Source organism: Borrelia tillae, from assembly GCF_055693965.1.
Genome location: NZ_JBTGSB010000002.1, coordinates 151,190 through 169,577 on the forward strand (window position 1 = coordinate 151,190; position 18,388 = coordinate 169,577).

Below are 18,388 nucleotides of genomic sequence, written 5' to 3' on the forward strand. Positions count from 1 at the left end.
TTTTGATTTTCTATTTTTAAATAGACTTTTTTAAAAATTTAAATTTAAAAAATTCATTTTAATTTTTTTTAATTATATAATAATCTTAAGTATCATTTGAATTAAGCTAAAATACTTAAACAATACCCTAAGACTTATATTAATAATAGTTATTTTCTATTTCAATTGCCCCTAACCCTAATTTTGGACCTAATTTCCTTAACTTCAGACAAAATGCTATTTAAAATTTTACTTGAAAATATAACATGATCATATGTTTTTAAAAAATCTAAAGTAGTAAACATATTACTCAATTTCCTTTCATACGCAAGTTCCCATTTCTCAAAAAGAACATCTAATGTTGAATCGGGTATGCCTCTTTGCATCTCTTCAGAAGTCTCCTTCTTTTCTTTAAAAATAGCAAAGATATTCTTTATAAAATGAACAAATGCATCTTCATTTAAAGAAATCAAATTACCAATTAAACAGTTAAAACTGTCCTCAGTTTCAACAAGATAAAGCCTGCTGATAGGAATATTAATACCACTGCCTGCATTTTTTTCAACATCCTTTAATCTTGCTTTACGAATATATTCAATTAATTCCTTATAATGAGGAGCTAAATGATCATAATTCTCTTGGTATGAATTCATACCTAAAGCCGCTTCTTTAAGCGTAATAAAACCAGCATCACTAAAATTTTTAAGTTTCGTAATATCATTATATATACTTTGAGCCTCCTTAATCTGCTTTCCATTACTTGCAAGAGATTTGAAAAGCAAGTCCAAACCATTACTTTGTTCATCAAATATAAATTGCAAATGATTCTTAAATTTTTCCGATTTAACGTTTGCAATCTCAGCTGCTGCTAAAGCTCGATTTATCATAGAAGGCCTTATATAATCGATCGTACTTTTAACACCAGATATACCCAAATTTTTTACTAAAACAATAAACTCATCCTCAGAATAAGTGTGAAAATCCTTGCCAATCTCAGAATTGGTTAATGCCTTCCTGAAAAGCAAAATATCATTATTATAATCATCAGACAGATTTAATCCATTTAAAAATTTCTGAAATTTTGTATCTTTTTCAGCCTGTGTTAACTTATCTTCAGGCTTCAGAGTATGTTCTAAATCCTCATTATCCCTACCCTTAGCTGCAGTCTTATTGTAGCTAGGATCAAAAATATTACTGAATGTTTTCTTAAAATTTGCCAGATCACAAGCAGTTACTATCAAAAATAATAAAAACAATAATATATATGTTAATATATGTGTATTCAAATCATAAATTTTTATTTTTAGCATTAAGCACCCCCTTTTCTGTTTTTAAATCTTTAAATGCATGCTAAACTAAATATCATAAATTCATTTATTATATATTTGTTACTATGTATTAAATTACTTGTTATAAATTATTAATAATTATTATTAATTTAATATAATTGAATAATTGACAATGTCATAATTTATTTAAATAATTGCATATATACTTTATCAACACTCCTTATCTCATCTTTTACTAAATTTAGTCTTATTTTTTTAAGTGGTAGTCTTTTAAGACTTGTCTAAGTTTTAGCCTTATCCTTAATCTTTCTAAACTTAAGTTTAATAACGTTGAAAGCACTCTTTATATCTAATACCATCTCGTAGACAAAATTAAGATCCAACATGCCAAATATATTGCTTAATTCAAGTCTATATTCCTTCTCTTGAACATCAAATTCCCGTTTTAAAGCTGACTTATCTTTGACCATATTTTTTATTGCATCCTCAGCTTCTAGTTTTGCCTGAAAAACAGAATAAATAAAGTTTATCATCTCATCAAATTTATTACTGTCTAAACGAACTAAACCTCCCATTAAAGCATGAAAACCCTCAATGGTCTCAACACTCCTAAGCCTGCCAAACGCTGTCATAAAATCAACAGATTCCTTATCATTAAAATTTTTTACCCTTATATTATGTATATAATTAATCAATACCTGCTTATCTGCTGACAATGATTTATACATACTATCAAATGCATTAATACTTAAAGCCACATTTTGAATAATAACAAACGCATCTCTATAAGGACTATCCCACTCCAAAAATTCACTATATAATCCATTAACAGGATCTGGTTGCTTCTTAGATCCAACAGATGCAAGATGCTTTATAAACACTTCAAAATAATGATTAAATCCATCAAAGATAAATTGCAAATGAGGTTTAGCATCTGCCCTCTTAATATCACGTATAGCTAATTGTGCCCCAAATCGTCCCCCAAGAATAGGTTCTATATGTTCTATCAGTTCTTTTGCCTTAACCTCACCTAAGGTTTCAAATAAATGCATAAACTCATCTTCACTGTAAGTACGATAACCTAGATTACTACCAAGCTTAGGATTCATTAATATCCCTTTGTAAGACACAGCCCTTTCCTTTTGAATATCTGATAACTTAAGTTTTCTCAAAAGATTTTGAAATTTTATACTCTCTCTCTCCCATGTTTTTTCAACAACAGAAGTTCCATTAAAAAATAAAGTATTATTATATTTATTCCCTTTTCCACTTACTCTGGAAGGATTTTGTCTATTCAGATCCTCTCCATTCTTCTTCACTCCTGGATTACAACCCGATAACATTAACGTTAATACTAGTGCTAATGTTAATATTAGTAAAAATAATAAGCCATATATATTGAAAATATATTTTTTATTTTCTATTTTATTCTTTCTCACTAAATATCTCCTCTTGTCTTTAAACCTCTACTGCTACTACTTAAATACACAAAATTTTAAATGATAAATTAGATATATTAAATTTTTTAATAAATTTAATATAATAAATTAAATTATATGTCAGTTATATTAACTCTCAATGATTATGATTATTTATTTGAGTGTTTATTTGATTATTTCGTTTCGTTTCATGTTTAATTTGAATTTAATGGTTTAAACCCAATTTCATTTAAATTCTTAAAACCATAATATATAGATAGACATTAATATATGGCCATAAAAATTATTATCCTTATGGCTCATATTTGCATTATCTCACTTATTTAACTTACTTGACTCAAAAATTTAAGCTCTTCTTAAGATCTTACTTTGCTTAAAATAATACTCTCAGATGCACTTTTATTTTTTTTAAAAATAGGTATAAGATTTTGTATATCCACAGCTAAAAGGTTTTTTAAATTATACACATTTTCAACATCAAGCTTACCAAATATACGACCTAAAAGTTTCTTTTGCTCCATATCTTGAAAAAGAAATTCATTTTTGCAAAGACCTAAATCCATTAAAAAGCCCATATTTATCCCCTTTGTTATCATATTCTCAGCTTCTAACTTTGCATGCAAAATAGAACCAACAAAATTCTGCATAAGCGATTCAAACTCACGAGTATCCTCGTAAACCAAAGAACCTATTAAGGCATCAAAACTATCAGATGTCTCAACATTCTTAATTCTTTCAAACGCTGTCATAAAGTCAACTTCTTCTTTATCATCAAAGTTTTTTGTCTTTATACTACGCAAATACTCAACTGATGTCTTATGTGTGGCTTCTATCTCTTCCTCATCATAGAAAGCATCATATGAATTAACACCTAAAGCCGCACTTTGAATAATGCTAAACGCATCTTTATAAGGATTGTCCCACTGCATAATCCCACTATGTACTGCACCAGCAGGATCCAATATATCAGACTTGAATACTGAATATTTTTTTAAAAGATCATCAAAATAACTGGTAAATTCATCAAAGATAAATTGCAAGTGTCCTCTAAAAGCTTTTCTAGTAACTCCCCACACATCATTTTTCACTGCAGACCGCTCACTAAGAACAGGTTTTATGTGCCCTACTAATTCTTTTACCCTTATCCCACCTAAAGATTCAACTAATCTGGTAAATTCTTCTGCAGTATAAGTATGATAACCAATCTTACTACCAGCATTAGGATCCATTAATATCTCTTTGTAAGAGAGAACGTTTTGTCTCTCCTCATTTGATAAATTAAGTTTAGCTAAAAGATTTTGAAAGTTTTCTTCTACCTGTTCCAAATTAAAACCTGAATCTAATGGATCCTCTGGATCTAGTGGATCAATGAGTTCTAGGGATTTCTTCCCTTCAAAAATGGGCACTGGGGGTGCAAGTGGGGGCCTAGCGGTATTACCAGGTAAATTAAAATTTATGTCTCTCTTTTTACCTCCATGCAAACCCTTTTTATTCAAATTCCCAAGCTGTGTCTGTTGACCCTTCTTAGTAGCGCCCTCTGGATTACAACTCGACAATATTAATGAAAATATTAATACCAATAAAAATGATAAATCATATAAACTATATGTATTAAAAATACATTCTTTATTATCTATTTTATTTTTTCTCACTAAATATCTCCTTTTTTACCTTAAAAACTTATAATTTTGCTCTACTTAATACTTGCACAAGCCTATTTTTAAAATCTTTCAACTTAGCTGCAATGCTAAATGTAACATGATTTGCAGAATCTGCGGCCATATACACTTGTTTAACGTCAAACTTACCAAATACATTATCTAAACACTCCTTATATTGCTTCTCATGAGCATAAAACTCCTGCTTGAAACTTGAGTTAACACCCTCTTTCTCTAGTATAAATAAAATTGGTATCATTTCATGGAAAACAAACTCGATTGCATCTATCAATTGGTCAAACTTCTTCCTATCCTTGGAAACCAAAGAACCTATTAAAGCATTAAAACTATCAGATGTCTCAACATCCTTAATCCTTCCAAACGCTATCATAAAGTCAACCTCTCCCTTATCACCAAAGTTCTTTACCCGTATCTCACGTATATGCTCAACTACTGTATGCTTATTTATGACTCCTTTTTGCCTATACACATCATCATATGCATTAATACCTAAAGCCACATTTTTAAGAATACTAAACGCATCTTTATAAAGACTATTCCAATGCATAATTGCACCATATAACTCACTAACAAATTTTTCTGGAGTAGTATCAAAAGTTGAGAATCCTTTTAAAAAATCGTCAAAATAAGTGATAAACCCATCAAAGATAAATTGTAAGTGCTTTTTAACATCTATTCTCTTAACGCTATCTATAGCTGTCTGTGCTTCATGTCGCTCTATAAGAATAGGGGCTATATGATCTATTAATTTTCCTACCCTTGTCTCACCTAAAGATGCAACTAATCTAGTAAATTCTTCTGCAGTATAAGTATGATAACCAATCTTATTACCAGCATTAGGATTCATTAATATCTCTTTGTAAAAAATAATGTTTTGTCTTTGCTTATTTGATAACCACCTAAATGTAGCTAAAAGATTTTGCAAGTTTTCTTCTGTCTGTTCCAAATTAAAACCTGGATCTAATGGATCCTCTGGAACTGGTGGATCCTCTGGATCTAATGGATCCTCTGGATCTGGTGGATCAACGAATTTTGGAAGTTTATTCTTTTCAAAAATGGGCACTGGGGGTGCAAGTGGGGGTCTAGCGGTATTACCAGGTAAATTAAAATTCAAGTCCCTCTTTTGACCTCCATACAAACCCTTTTTATTCAAATTCCCAAGCTGTGCCTGTTGACCCTTCCTCTTAGTAGCCCCCTCTGGATCACAACTCAATAATATTAATGAAAATATTAATATCAACAAAAATGATAAATTATATAAAATATATGTATTAAAAATACATTCTTTATCATCTATTTTATTTTTTCTCACTAAATATCTCCTTTTTTACCTTAAAATTTATAATTTTGCTCTACCTAAAAACTACACCTCTACTGAACCTATCACTTCTAAGCACTTATTCTTAAATCTTTCTAAAGAGAATTTCATATTGTCTGCTGCCCAATACAAATGTTCAACCTCAAACTTAACACCAAATATACCTTTTAAAATCATTTTGTATCGATCTTCTTGGTCCGCCACTGTTACTTTGATAACTAAATCTGCATTCCCTCTTTCTACCACAAACAAAACTCGATTTCTTAAATAACAAACAGGTGCGATTATATCGCCTATAAATTTAAAAAATCTATCGCTGTCCTCGTAAACTGAAGCGCCTATTAAAGCATCGAAACTGTCAGATGTCTCAACATTATTAATCCTTTCAAACGCTGTAATAAAATCAACTTCTTCTTTATCATCAAAGTTCTTTATCCGTATTTCACGTACATTCTCAACTACTTTATGCTTACTTATAACTGCTTTTTTCCTATACACATCATCATATGCATTAACACCTAAAGCCACATTTTTAAGAATACTAAACGCATCTTTATAAAGACTATTCCACTGCATAATCTCACCATGTACTACACTAGCAGGATCCGCTATATCAGACCTAAGTACTGAATATTTTTTTAAAAGATCATCAAAATAACTGGTAAATCCATCAAAGATAAATTGCAAGTGTCTTCTAAAAAATTTTCTAGTAACCCCCTGCACAGTATTCTCCACTTCAGACCGCGCACTAAGAACAGGTTTTATGTGCTCTACTAATTCTTTTACCCTTATCTCACCTAAAGATTCAACTAATCTGGTAAATTCTTCTGCAGTATACGTATAATCAATCTTATTGCCAGCATTAGACTTCATTAATATTTCTTTGTACAAGATAACGTTTTGTCTCTCCTCATCTGATAAATTAAGTTTAGCTAAAAGATTTTGAAAGTTTTCTTCTACCTGTTCCAAATTAAAACCTGAATCTAATGGATCCTCTGGATCTGGTGGATCAACGAATTTTGGAAGTTTATTCTTTTCAAAAATGGGCACTGGGGGTGCAAGTGGGGGCCTAGCGGTATTACCAGGTAAATTAAAATTTAAGTCTCTCTTTTTACCTCCATACAAGCCTTTTTTATTCAAATTCTCAAGCTGTGCCTGTTGAGCCTTCCTCTTAGTAGCCCCCTCTGGATCACAACTCAATAATATTAATGAAAATATTAATACCAACAAAAATGATAATTTATATAAAATATATATATTAAAAATACATTTTTTATTATCTATTTTATTTTTTCTCACTAAATATCTCCTTTTTTACCTTAAAAACTTATAATTACAACTCGACAAAGTTAAATTCTAAATTTATTGATCAATTATTAAATCCTTTACTTCATATATATTGATTAATGAGTTTTAATAAATTTAACAGAATAAACTAAATTATATGTCAGTTATATTAACTCTCAATGATTATGATTATTTATTTAGATTTTTATTTAGATTTTTATTTAAATTGCCATTCAAATATTATTAATATCAGTTTAAAATAAAATAAGCCACAAGATTTAAATCTCATGGCTTTGCATACTTATAACATATTTTAAAGTTAAACTTTTTAAAAGTTAATTTAAACTTAAACTTTTTAAAATTAAACTTTTTTAATCTTCTTCTAACATCTATTCATCATCTCCACCCCATAGTCTAGTCTTCATTCTCATCTTCAACTTAATTCATCAATTCCAGCTGTCTGTGAAAGTTTCTAAAACAGTCTTAAACCCATTCTTAACATCAACCAAAGAAAATTGATCTAACTTATGAAACGTATCACCTAAATATAGAATATCAAATATTTCTAACAACGTATCTTGATACGAGCTATTCTCGGAACTAAAAGAAGCAAGTTCAACCTGTTTAAAATCAGGTTTATCCGCTGGAATTTTCTCAATAGCCTTTAAATATTGATTTTTAACATCAAAAATATCCACAATACGTTTTAAAAACAATTTCTTAAATCTAGTCTCATCTGTAATAGCTAAATTGCCCAGTACAGAGTCAAAAATACGTTTAACATCAACAGCATTATTAAACTTAAGAAAAGCAGGATCATAACTACTAACCGCACTAATGTCATCCTCGTTGGTAAAAGGTCTTATTAAAGATCGGGCATCTTCAATTGCATTTTGTGATTTAAGGGAAAGCTTTGCATATACATCTTTAAACCTAACTATACCTAAAGCTTTGAATTTAAGATTAATAAATCTTGCAAAATATAAATCACTTTTAATATCAACATTGAACTGATCAATATTTTTATCAGTGTATGATTTTATTAAACGTTTTTTTAAATAAGCCGGATAGTTATCTTTTACTTTATTGAATACAAATTCTAAGCTACTCTTAAAGTCTGCTGCCTTAGCATCTTGAATATCATTAATAACCTTTAAAGCTTCATCTCTTTCACCAAATACAACATTGATGCATCTTATAAGACCCTTAAGTCTAAGCTTGCCAAGCATTTCAAGTACAATATAAAAATGATTATCATCATCTGTACTATAGCTTCCATGTTTCTCAGGAAATAATGCTGTCCTTACATAATCAACTGTATCCCTTTGGGCTTCATTAAGTTTTTTGTATAAAACTTTACCATTCTCAGTGGGCAACGCCTTGTCTTTAATACTCTTAATAGAGCCAAAATCAACATCTTCCTCATTAAAATTTAAGACACTCCTGTATACAACATCAACATCAGCTTCCGATATATTATTTAATTCTACCAAAAAACTAAATGACTTCTTTATGCTAAGTAAACATTTATCTCTAGGGTCATTAAAGTCAGACTCAAATTTTGACTTAACCTGTTCATCGCGAATGCTAGAAATAATATCACCGGTCTCTTTTATTATCCCAACAATATTGTAAATTGTAGAAAGCTTTGAAGAACCAAGCTTTTCAAAAACATGCAAAACCTTACCATCAGTATAATGCTTATAACCATCTTTAGCCTCACCAATACCAGTATTAGTTAAGATTCCTGCTAAAAATAGACATTTTTTTATATCTTGCTCACCTTTTAACTGAAATTCGTTTAACAATCCTTGCAAACCAGGTTTACTTTGTAGTGCTTGCACTAGCTCAAAGTTAATATAAGTAGGTTGCTGAATCAAATCTGTATGCAAATGACTACCCACTGTAGTAGTGTCTCCCCCACTACCCACTGTAGTAGTGTCTCCCCCTTTCCTAAAATCAGGTGCAACTACCCTTTTCGCAGTTAAATCGGTCTTTCCAACCTCTGGTCTACAGCTTATTACCACTACTACCAATAAAAATAATAAATTATTATCAATTTTTCGCCTCAATATTAAATATCCTCCCATTAAAATTAAAATTCAAACCTTTAAATAAAATTTAAATTAAATTACTAAATCACTTATCATAATAAACTCATTATGTATTAATATACATTTTATTATTATGTTTATAATTTGTCTATATCGGTATCATTTTAAATCAATCAAATATTGATTGATTTAAACATAAGAATCATAAGTATAATTTACTTAAAATATAACTACATCTTAATTACAAACTACTTCACTACTCTAATCTACTCCTGAATCTACTCTTTAATATCCTTAAAATCTTTTGCAAGAGAATGTAATAAATCTGCCTCTTCTAATGACTTATTATACACCCCACTAGGCTCTATAGAATTAAATATCCTGTTTAAAACATTTGCATAAGACCAATCTATATCTTCCAAATCACCTTTTAATTCTTCTCTCAAGTCATCATCTTTAATGTTATTAAGAAATCTTAAAGCTTCACTTCTTGCCTCATAAACTTCTAAATTCAAATTCAAAAACCCATTAAACTTATTCTTATCAACCATATATAAACTACCTATTACACACTCAAAAGCATCAAGAGTATTAACACGATTTACCGCAAGAGCATCCCTAAAATCACGTGCTTGAGTTACAGCCTTATCAATTACGATTAAACGTTGCATATAATCAATTACATCCTTTTCTTTAGGGGAAAGTCCCTTATATATATCTTTAAACTTAACTAAACCTAAAGCTTGTATCTTAAGCATGTCAAGATATGTCTTCGATTTATCCGATGCAGATTTATAAGACTTAAGGATATCTTGCGAGTTATCCTCATAACTATTAACACTCATTAAATATTCTCTTAAATCAGACATATAATCCTCATTGCTCTTATCAAATATAAGCATCAAGTTGTACTTAAAGTTTGCCAGCATAATATCATCAATATCCTTAATAGTCCTTAAAGTCTCATCCCTCTTACTAAACACAAAACTTATATCTTCTAATATGTGGCCAAGGCTAAGTTCCCCAAGCTTACCAAGTACACTGTAAAAATAATTATTGTCATCTGTACTATAACTTTCATCATAATTTCCATGTCTCTTAGAAAATAACGACGTCCTTATATAATCAATCTCTTTTTGCTTAAAAGCAGAAAACCTTTTGTATAGACGCTCACCTTCTTCAGGATAAAAGATCGCTAAAGCCTTGGTCTTAAGATCTACCATAGAAGCAAAATTTTGGTCCTTTTCACTAAACTCTAAAATCATTTTATGTATATTATCAGTATCAGGCAAATTATCAGAGTCTCTAGATAGACCAAATATCTTCTTTAGACTTAATAAATACTTAAGTTTAGGATCGTCAAAATCAGATTTTAACTTTGATTTAACACTCCCATCTTGCAGATGAGAAATAATACGACTTCCCACCTCCATTACCTCAACAAAGTCTAAAATCTCAGAAAGTCTAAAGGTCCCAAAATCTTTTAAAAGAAAATAAAACTCATCATCAGTATAATTACGATAACCTTGAGTATTACCAATATCGGTATCAGCTAGTATTTTTTTAAAAAAGAAAATACTTCTTTGTTTATCAGATAATTGAAATTCAGCAAGCAAATTTTGAATCTTAGTATCGGTATCTAGTACTTTTGGAAAATCTGCTCGATAATGACCTCCTTCAGGCTCTGCCTTGTAAATACTCTTTTTAAAGCCTTTAGACTGTGCACCACTTTTATGAACAGAATTTTCCTTAGGAGCCAACTCACAACTCACTACTATTAATACAAATAATGATAATACGCCACGTCTGCGTCTTTTTGTTCTTACCATTAAATATCTCCTCTTTTAGCTTAAAAGCTTAAATCAAAATAATATTAAATAAAATCTTAAATTAATTTACCAAATTACATTGCCATATCAAGCAATATAAAAACTGCCATAAATAAAATGTTAACGCAAAACAAAATAAAAAACAAAATAAAAAAACCATGAAAAAAACTATGAAAGTTTAAACTTCATGGCACTCTTTCTTAAACTTCTTTTGCTAACTACCAACCACATCAACAAAATCAATATTTTTAGTTTTCTCTAAGACTCCTTTTTTAATCTCTTCAAATCGATTTAAAAAATCCTGTAAATCTATCGATCCTTTTAATTCATTATACACCCTTTCAGGATCGCTGAACTTAAATGCAAACTTTACAGCACCTTGATAGAACCATTTCTTGCTATCATAAAAACTTTTTAATCTTATACCCTCAAAATTATTTTTAATCTTTTCAATAACTGATAAGATTTCCTTTTCTGCTTCCATAAACTTGTTATTAAGAGACAAAATCTCGTCAAACTTATCTCTATATGACATATACAAGTCACTCATTACACTCTTAAATCTATCACGAATATCATCACGATCTATCAATGAATCTTTCATATACCCAATTACATCTCTTTCTTTAGAAGAAAGGCCTGCATAGATATCCTTAAATTTAGTTATCCCTGAAACTTTATTTTTAAGTACAATAAAACGATTCTTATCTTCATCATTTACTATACTCTTATAAAAGTCATCAATACCTCTCAAAGTATAACGATTAGATAAACTAGTTCTTAGATAAAATACATAATTACTCTTCGTTCTATCAAATTCAAGTTTTAAATCTGCCTTGGATCTTTCACTTTCAACATTTGCAATCAATCTTTCAATTTCATCCCTTTCACTAATCACAGAGTTTACATGTTCTATAATATTCTGAAGCTTAAACTTCCCGAGTACGCCTAAGATACGATAAAAATGATAATTATCATCTACACTATAATTTCCATTGCTTTCAGGAAATAATGCTTCTCTCCTTATATAATCAACAGTAATTTTTTCAGGATCAGAAAGTTTTTCGTATAAATTTTCACCCTTTTCAAAGTAACAAGTATTTAAAGCGTCAGTCTTAATATTGACCATAGAAGAAAAACCAGAATCCCTTCTTTTAGAACCTAAGACCTCTGCGTATATGGAATTAATATCGGGCAAATTATCAGAAGTTATAGATAAATTAAATGTCTCCTTTAAGAATAATGAATACTTAAATTCAGACTCATTAAAATCAGAGCTAAACTTTGATTTAGCATTCTCATCTTGAATATCGGAAATAATATCCTGGATTCCTTCAATCTCACCAAGAAGATCTAATACTTCAGAAAGTCTATCAGCCCCAAAATCTTTTAAAAGAAGACAAAACTCATCATCAGTATAATTACGATAACCTTGAGTATTACCAACATCAGCATCAGTTAATATTTTTTTTAAAAATAAAACGCTTTTTTGCTTATTAGATAACTGAAATTCAGTCAGTAGATTTTGAATCTTAGTATCGGTATCTAGTACTTTCGGCAAATCTGCTCGATAATGACCTCCTTCAGGATCTGCTTTGTAAACACCCTTTTTAAAGCCTTTAGACTGCATATTACCCTTCAGAGCAGCATTTCTCTCAGATTCTAAATTACAACCCACTACTATCAATACCAACAATGACAGCAAGTTATGTACTTTTGTTTCCACTATTAAACATCTCCTCTTATCAAAATTTATGCTCTAACGATCAAGCTAAAGCTCAAATTACTTTATTCATCAATACCATGACGTCACATACATTATATACTAATTTCTAAATTATTATCATATTAAAACAATTACAATTTTAAACCTGTTTACCTCAAATTCTTAAACCAAATCTTAAATTTTAAGATAAAACCAGTCAAACAAAATTCTAGACTTTAATAATATAATTTGCTAAAATTATATTATATCAAGTATTAAATTATACATGATATAATTTCAAGATAAAGGATAAAAGATGAAAAAATGCATAATATTTCTATTATTATTTATGATGCTTTCATGCAAGTCAATGGATGCAGACTCTAATGATATGTATTATGATAATCAAGATGATGAAGCCCAAAATGAACAACAATGGTAATTATTGCATTTGAAAGTCAATAAATTATTTTTTTACAAGCTTGAATAACTTTTTTCAAAGGATTTTCATAAAATTCTTGTCAAAAAGGTGTACCTTTTAAAGGTTACATACTGCTCTTACCACTAGATTTACTCTAGTGGTAAATATATTACAAATTATAATATTGAACATATACAAATACAAGCAAATGAAATGTACAAACTATTCTGTTAAAGATTAACATTTACTATTAATTTATTAATATTTTAAAATTTAAATTATTTAATAAAAAATTAAAATTATAAAAAACTATATATTTTTTATATCTTTATTATTGCAGATCAATAATGAAAAATGTATAATAGGAACATAATAATAGAACACGTTTATAAGGTTAAAGTGTCATAAAGTGTATAAAGCAATATTATCTTCATTTATTCTCTTAAGATTTTCCCATGGTGTTTTTATTAAAAGAAAAAATCATGGGGAATTTAAATTTAAAAACATGCAAAAAACTAAAGTTAAGTTCATATCAAATAAAAGGGAATGGCTTTATATTGAAGCATAACCAAATCTCAATTAACAAATTAAGGTAATAAGAAACTATATTTAAAAAACCAACGAATCTCATTTTTATATTCTTCTCACCTTGGAGACTCTTTAAATTAAAAGAGTCTCTTTTTTACAAAAATCAACTTCAAACAACTATAAATACTTTTCTAAATACTGTTTTTAGCTAAACAATTAAGTGCTAATCAAATTTATATCATACAAAATGAATCTTCAAACTGACATATTATAATGTAAATCTATATTAGCTATAATTAGCTTTAAATAAAAATATCAAAACATAATAAATTTAATATTGTTATAAATTTTTGTTAAAAACATATACTATTTTTGTCAAAAATAGTATACTTATACTTTAAGGCAGTTAAAAATGGATATTAAAATAGATAATGAATTTAATATAGTTTTTGATAATGATTTAAAAATAGTAGATGGCCTTGATGAACAAAAGCAAAGATTATTTTTGTATCTCAAAACACCAGTTGGTAGCCTTTATAACAAAGGCTACGGGCTTGATTTTAATTTTCTCATCAAATTATTAAAGACTAAAAGAGAAGATGATATTAAAATCTTTTTTGCGAATACCTTAAGAACCCTTAACATTGACATATTAAATATCAAAACCAGACATGAAAATCAAAAAATAATATTACAGTTTTTTCTAGCAGGAAATACTTTAAATATGGAATATAAATTATGAAGATATTATTTGACAAAGAAATTGGTATTCTTACAAAATCAATAGAAGAGATACAAAATGCAAAAAAAGAAATACTTAAAAAAGAATATAATATTTCAATAAAAGATAATTCAATATTTGACATAATAAACTACCCAAGTTCTGCAATCGATATGGAAATAATAAAAGCTTTAAATGAATTATTTGAAACACTAAAGGAAGGGGAAGGATACTTTAAAAGATTACAAAATGTACTAAGCGTGCCCAAAAGTTCAACTTATGATGCAATAAAACAAGCATTATTAACGATTTCGGATATTGAATATGCAAATATAATAACTACAGCAGGAACAATTGCAATTTACATCATATTTACAGAAAAGTACAGAACAACCAACAGTGTCATTGACAATGAAACGATTAAGCAAATTTGGCAAATGATATACCATACCGTTCCAAGTGGTACACAACTTAAAGGAAATATAAAAATTGAACTTTTAAACGAAAATGGGCAAAAAAAAACATATCACTTTAGCTTAGGAACAATTAAATATACATATTTAAAAGTACTATATAAAACCGAAACAGAAACAGTATACAAAGAAATAGACGAACAGATAAGAACAATTTACACAAAAATTATTCAAAATAAATACAAAGATATGGGTATTTTATTTAAACACCAAGATTTCTTAAGTCCTGTAAGTCTAATTCAGGGAATTAAAAACATGAGAATTGGTATTAATGTACAAGAAGATTCTCAAATTAAAATAACACAAATTAAAGAATCTGAATTCAAATTCAATACAGATGTAGAGATCAACGAAAACGAACTTCTATGCTTTGATCCAAACTTAAGACTGATAATTGAGAGAGAGTAGAGTTAATGAAAAAACTACCTCAATTTTTACAAAATACACAACTTGAAAAAATTATCAAAAGTGAACTTATCTTCAAAAAACAACTATTAGACGAATTAAATAGACTTGTGCAAAATTTTGCCTCTATTAATATAGAAGAAAGCATAAATTCAAGATATATTGCACTGATGCTGCTATCATTATTTAACGCAGCTCACTTAAAGACAGGGCTTACAAAGGATCTAGTTAATTCTCTTAAAGCATTAATATTTGCAATAAAATCAATTGGAACAGATAGAAGTTTGGATCTACTATTTAAAGCATTTTTGCACGCAAGAGTTGAAATAACCGTTAACCCGGACATACCCGGAGAGATTATTATTAAATTACTTGATCACATCAGATCACCAATTAGATTTAAAATAGCTGCCAAAACTAAAAAAAAATTAAAAAGCATTATGGTCAAACATAAAGGTAAAATTAAAAAACTCGTATCTAATTATATACCAAAAGATTTTAAAAGTTCAAATTACAGATTTATTAAATCCTTAATTCCTGTTGGAAGAACTATCAAAATTTTTGATACATATAACAAAGAAATAAAATAAATTTATATCTTATCAAACAAATAGGAAGGTTATATGGACCCCGCTAACAAAGAAACAAACAAAGAACCGAACAAAGAAATAGAAGACAATGTACAGATAAAAGATCTTAACAGAAAAGTTAATATCAATGAGAATGACTTGATTCCCATTGATGATATTGTTGAAGAAACTTACGCAATCACATACAAAAACTTAATTGAACAGATCAAAAAAGATACCTTTTATGAAGGACTTGATTACTTTAAAAAAGTCATAAGAGAAATAATAGCTACAGAACTACTTGAATATGAATCATACATAGAAAAAATGTATACAAAAATAATATCCAAGTTAATAGATTTAAAGACACCATCTACCAGTATTGACTTTAACGTCCTATTTAAAAAAATAAAAGAAGAATTAATTGAAAATCTAAATCAATCCGAATACGATGTTCAATCAGACAAAATATGTACCTACGATCCAATCAGAAAAGAATTTGAATTAATTGCTTTTCAAACCATAATAGACAATCTAAAAGAAATATTTGCCAAAAATAATGATCTAGAAAAAGCCAAAAAATATGCAGAGAATAACTTTGTTAAAACAGATGATTTGCAAACCCTAAAATCTTCTCTAGTTCAAACTTATATCACAAAAGGTAGACTTAAAGAAGACTTAACCTCAGTAACAAATTTATTAACCTCATATCCTACACAAGATATAGACACAGAAAGCTTAGATTTCATTACATTTGACACAGATATAAGAATACTACAAAGAGTTAAAGCAGATACTTACTTAAAAGGAATACCTAAAAATTTTGCAAATTGGGGACGTAGGATCACTAATGATACTTATTACTCCTACCATGAATTTAGTAATACAACATTAAGAATAAATCTTGTAGGAGACGTAATAATATTAAAATTTCCAAGATACCTTAAAAACAAATATATCTACCTGCGCATAGTAATTCATGCTACAGATAATAGAAATTTCAATATAGAGAATCAATCACATATCATAATCAAATTCTCAGAAAATAAGAATACAAGCAATCATACATCTCTTTATTTTTACAAAGGAAAACAACACAACATGACAATAACACTTCTTGAAGGGTGGTATAAACTAATATACGCCACATATAACAACGACATAAACCAAGATGTGCCAGATCTTCTTAAAGTGTAGGTTTTTTATTTATTTTATATATTTAATTTTTGTTAAAAACATGTTAATATTTAAATATAACAAAAATTAGTTTATACCTTTACATATAAGACATCTAACACATTTAAAATGGAGGACACCATGAACATCATATTTGACTTTTTATCAAATATTGCTGAGCTAAAACTTATAATTATTGGAGGAATCGCATTACTTATATTAATTCCCCTGACAATAATATTAAAACCCATTATTAGTGAGGTAATTAAAATAATTAAGAACCTACTTGACAAAGAAAACAAAAAATAAAATTTAATTAATAATTTAATTAATAAGATTTAAGGAAAAAATTATGATAAACAAAAAAAATATAGACCTGGGAATAATCTTTCTTCAAAATCTAATGGAATTTTTTGGCTATAGTGATGACACAGATGATGAAATTTTTAAAGTAGGAATCAAAAAGGCCATAGATATTTACAAATACATGAATACCCTTTACATAACTTCATTACAAAAAATGGAAATTAAAGAGTGTAAGCAAATTATTCTTGAACTTGAAACCATACTCAATAAGATTACAAACCTCATTGATGCAATTAACACTGATTCTGAGCTCGCTTTAATTGAAGAATTACGACTTGAACGTAACAATCTTATAAAAACAAAAACCAAATTCCTCAAAGATGAACTAGAAACAAATGCCAAAAAAGGGGTCAAAAAATGAACAAAAATTCGATTTTTAAACTAATCATCTTATTACAAATATTCATAATTAGTTGTACATCTATAGCAGCGCTACCAAGAGAGCCTATAATGCCTGTGATGCCAACACTTAAAAATTTAAGTGTATATGAAGCAAAACTTACAAGTTATGCATTGTATCTAGAAACCTTTTTAGTTAGAGTCAAACAAAAATTTAAAGACGACAATTTTCCACCCTTTACACTGCTAGATTCTAGTCCTTTAAAAAAAGAACAAACACTAGACGCAATTAAAGACAATATCATGCATCTAAAACATTACATAAACACTACAAAACCTACAGCTATCATAGTATACAAAAAATACAGTAAATTAAAAAAGTAAATTAAAAACTAGATTTAAAAGTATAAATTAAAAAAGTAAATTAAAAATTAGATTTAAAAATGTAAATTAAAAAAGTAAGTTAAAATAAACGTCTTTCCCCTTATTACAAGAAGCTCCCAATAGGGACTTCTTTCATATTAGATGCCCTTTTAATAGGAAAACATATTTTAAAAAATTTTCAATAAAGTCTATCGTTCATGAAGGAAAATATAAGAATAATTATAAACTTAAGATTTAACATGACTTGCCTTAACAAGGCTCGTCCATTTCTAATGAAATTTTAAATAAATTATTAGTACTTATTTTCTCTTAAATATAAGTATTTACTCTTATCATATAGCAAAAACATAAGTTTGTAAAGCATTTTTTAAATAAATCAACCTTAAAGAAAAAATAGAAATAATATTTAATCTTATAAAAAATAAAT

At 28.2% G+C, this 18,388-nt stretch carries 16 protein-coding genes; 8 read left to right on the forward strand and 8 right to left on the reverse strand.

The genetic code is table 11. The annotated features are described in order from the left end of the window. Window positions 1-161: 161 nt before the first annotated feature. From ACWUD1_RS05105 to ACWUD1_RS05140, 8 genes are all read right to left on the reverse strand, one after another. The gene (locus ACWUD1_RS05105; protein ID WP_472756995.1) at window positions 162-1,289 is read right to left on the reverse strand and encodes a BTA121 domain-containing protein surface lipoprotein; all 1,128 of its coding nucleotides are present in this window, start codon (window positions 1,287-1,289) and stop codon (window positions 162-164) included. Between the two features lie 260 nt (window positions 1,290-1,549). Further along, complete coding sequence (locus ACWUD1_RS05110) at window positions 1,550-2,707, reverse strand: BTA121 domain-containing protein surface lipoprotein (RefSeq protein ID WP_472756996.1); 1,158 nt, start codon at window positions 2,705-2,707, stop codon at window positions 1,550-1,552. Between the two features lie 356 nt (window positions 2,708-3,063). Next, the gene (locus ACWUD1_RS05115; RefSeq protein ID WP_472756997.1) at window positions 3,064-4,359 is read right to left on the reverse strand and encodes a BTA121 domain-containing protein surface lipoprotein; all 1,296 of its coding nucleotides are present in this window, start codon (window positions 4,357-4,359) and stop codon (window positions 3,064-3,066) included. Window positions 4,360-4,387: 28 nt separating this feature from the next. Then, window positions 4,388-5,698 carry a BTA121 domain-containing protein surface lipoprotein gene (locus tag ACWUD1_RS05120; RefSeq protein WP_472756998.1) on the reverse strand — a complete coding sequence of 437 codons (1,311 nt, stop codon included), beginning with the start codon at window positions 5,696-5,698 and terminating at the stop codon, window positions 4,388-4,390. A gap of 51 nt (window positions 5,699-5,749) precedes the next feature. Beyond that, on the reverse strand, window positions 5,750-7,003 hold the full coding sequence (locus tag ACWUD1_RS05125) for a BTA121 domain-containing protein surface lipoprotein (RefSeq protein WP_472756999.1): 1,254 nt from the start codon (window positions 7,001-7,003) through the stop codon (window positions 5,750-5,752). 434 nt (window positions 7,004-7,437) lie between these two features. Continuing rightward, the gene (locus ACWUD1_RS05130; protein ID WP_472757000.1) at window positions 7,438-9,063 is read right to left on the reverse strand and encodes a BTA121 domain-containing protein surface lipoprotein; all 1,626 of its coding nucleotides are present in this window, start codon (window positions 9,061-9,063) and stop codon (window positions 7,438-7,440) included. 260 nt (window positions 9,064-9,323) lie between these two features. After that, window positions 9,324-10,874, reverse strand: a complete 1,551-nt coding sequence (locus ACWUD1_RS05135; protein WP_472757001.1) for a BTA121 domain-containing protein surface lipoprotein — start codon at window positions 10,872-10,874, stop codon at window positions 9,324-9,326. Between the two features lie 214 nt (window positions 10,875-11,088). Next, window positions 11,089-12,600: a BTA121 domain-containing protein surface lipoprotein gene (locus tag ACWUD1_RS05140; RefSeq protein ID WP_472757002.1), complete on the reverse strand. Its 1,512-nt coding sequence runs from the start codon at window positions 12,598-12,600 to the stop codon at window positions 11,089-11,091. A gap of 295 nt (window positions 12,601-12,895) precedes the next feature. On the opposite strand from ACWUD1_RS05140, the gene ACWUD1_RS05145 reads away from it, so the two are divergent. From ACWUD1_RS05145 to ACWUD1_RS05180, 8 genes are all read left to right on the forward strand, one after another. Further along, window positions 12,896-13,021: a hypothetical protein gene (locus ACWUD1_RS05145; RefSeq protein WP_472757003.1), complete on the forward strand. Its 126-nt coding sequence runs from the start codon at window positions 12,896-12,898 to the stop codon at window positions 13,019-13,021. 919 nt (window positions 13,022-13,940) lie between these two features. Further along, the gene (locus ACWUD1_RS05150) at window positions 13,941-14,270 is read left to right on the forward strand and encodes a contractile injection system sheath initiator (RefSeq protein WP_472757004.1); all 330 of its coding nucleotides are present in this window, start codon (window positions 13,941-13,943) and stop codon (window positions 14,268-14,270) included. Beyond that, window positions 14,267-15,130, forward strand: a complete 864-nt coding sequence (locus ACWUD1_RS05155; protein ID WP_472757005.1) for a DUF276 domain-containing protein — start codon at window positions 14,267-14,269, stop codon at window positions 15,128-15,130. Before ACWUD1_RS05150 ends, ACWUD1_RS05155 begins: the two co-directional genes overlap by 4 nt. Before the next feature lie 5 nt (window positions 15,131-15,135). Next, window positions 15,136-15,717: a DUF735 family protein gene (locus ACWUD1_RS05160; RefSeq protein ID WP_472757006.1), complete on the forward strand. Its 582-nt coding sequence runs from the start codon at window positions 15,136-15,138 to the stop codon at window positions 15,715-15,717. Window positions 15,718-15,750: 33 nt separating this feature from the next. Continuing rightward, on the forward strand, window positions 15,751-16,893 hold the full coding sequence (locus tag ACWUD1_RS05165; protein ID WP_472757007.1) for a DUF685 domain-containing protein: 1,143 nt from the start codon (window positions 15,751-15,753) through the stop codon (window positions 16,891-16,893). Between the two features lie 120 nt (window positions 16,894-17,013). Then, window positions 17,014-17,181 (forward strand): BlyA family holin, encoded by a 168-nt coding sequence (locus ACWUD1_RS05170; protein WP_472757008.1) that lies wholly within the window; start codon window positions 17,014-17,016, stop codon window positions 17,179-17,181. Between the two features lie 43 nt (window positions 17,182-17,224). Continuing rightward, window positions 17,225-17,599, forward strand: a complete 375-nt coding sequence (locus tag ACWUD1_RS05175; RefSeq protein WP_472757009.1) for a BlyB family putative holin accessory protein — start codon at window positions 17,225-17,227, stop codon at window positions 17,597-17,599. Beyond that, window positions 17,596-17,961: a BBA14 family lipoprotein gene (locus ACWUD1_RS05180; RefSeq protein WP_472757010.1), complete on the forward strand. Its 366-nt coding sequence runs from the start codon at window positions 17,596-17,598 to the stop codon at window positions 17,959-17,961. The genes ACWUD1_RS05175 and ACWUD1_RS05180 overlap by 4 nt, the downstream gene beginning before the upstream one ends. Window positions 17,962-18,388 lie beyond the last annotated feature (427 nt).

What these genes read in the sequence shown, in the direction of transcription:
- ACWUD1_RS05165 (WP_472757007.1), top strand. Translation starts at nt 15,751, where the DNA reads ATGGACCCCGCTAACAAAGAAACAAACAAAGAACCGAACAAAGAAATA.
- ACWUD1_RS05135 (WP_472757001.1), bottom strand. Translation starts at nt 10,874, where the DNA reads ATGGTAAGAACAAAAAGACGCAGACGTGGCGTATTATCATTATTTGTA.
- ACWUD1_RS05105 (WP_472756995.1), bottom strand. Translation starts at nt 1,289, where the DNA reads ATGCTAAAAATAAAAATTTATGATTTGAATACACATATATTAACATAT.
- ACWUD1_RS05180 (WP_472757010.1), top strand. Translation starts at nt 17,596, where the DNA reads ATGAACAAAAATTCGATTTTTAAACTAATCATCTTATTACAAATATTC.
- ACWUD1_RS05145 (WP_472757003.1), top strand. Translation starts at nt 12,896, where the DNA reads ATGAAAAAATGCATAATATTTCTATTATTATTTATGATGCTTTCATGC.
- ACWUD1_RS05160 (WP_472757006.1), top strand. Translation starts at nt 15,136, where the DNA reads ATGAAAAAACTACCTCAATTTTTACAAAATACACAACTTGAAAAAATT.
- ACWUD1_RS05170 (WP_472757008.1), top strand. Translation starts at nt 17,014, where the DNA reads ATGAACATCATATTTGACTTTTTATCAAATATTGCTGAGCTAAAACTT.
- ACWUD1_RS05175 (WP_472757009.1), top strand. Translation starts at nt 17,225, where the DNA reads ATGATAAACAAAAAAAATATAGACCTGGGAATAATCTTTCTTCAAAAT.
- ACWUD1_RS05150 (WP_472757004.1), top strand. Translation starts at nt 13,941, where the DNA reads ATGGATATTAAAATAGATAATGAATTTAATATAGTTTTTGATAATGAT.
- ACWUD1_RS05155 (WP_472757005.1), top strand. Translation starts at nt 14,267, where the DNA reads ATGAAGATATTATTTGACAAAGAAATTGGTATTCTTACAAAATCAATA.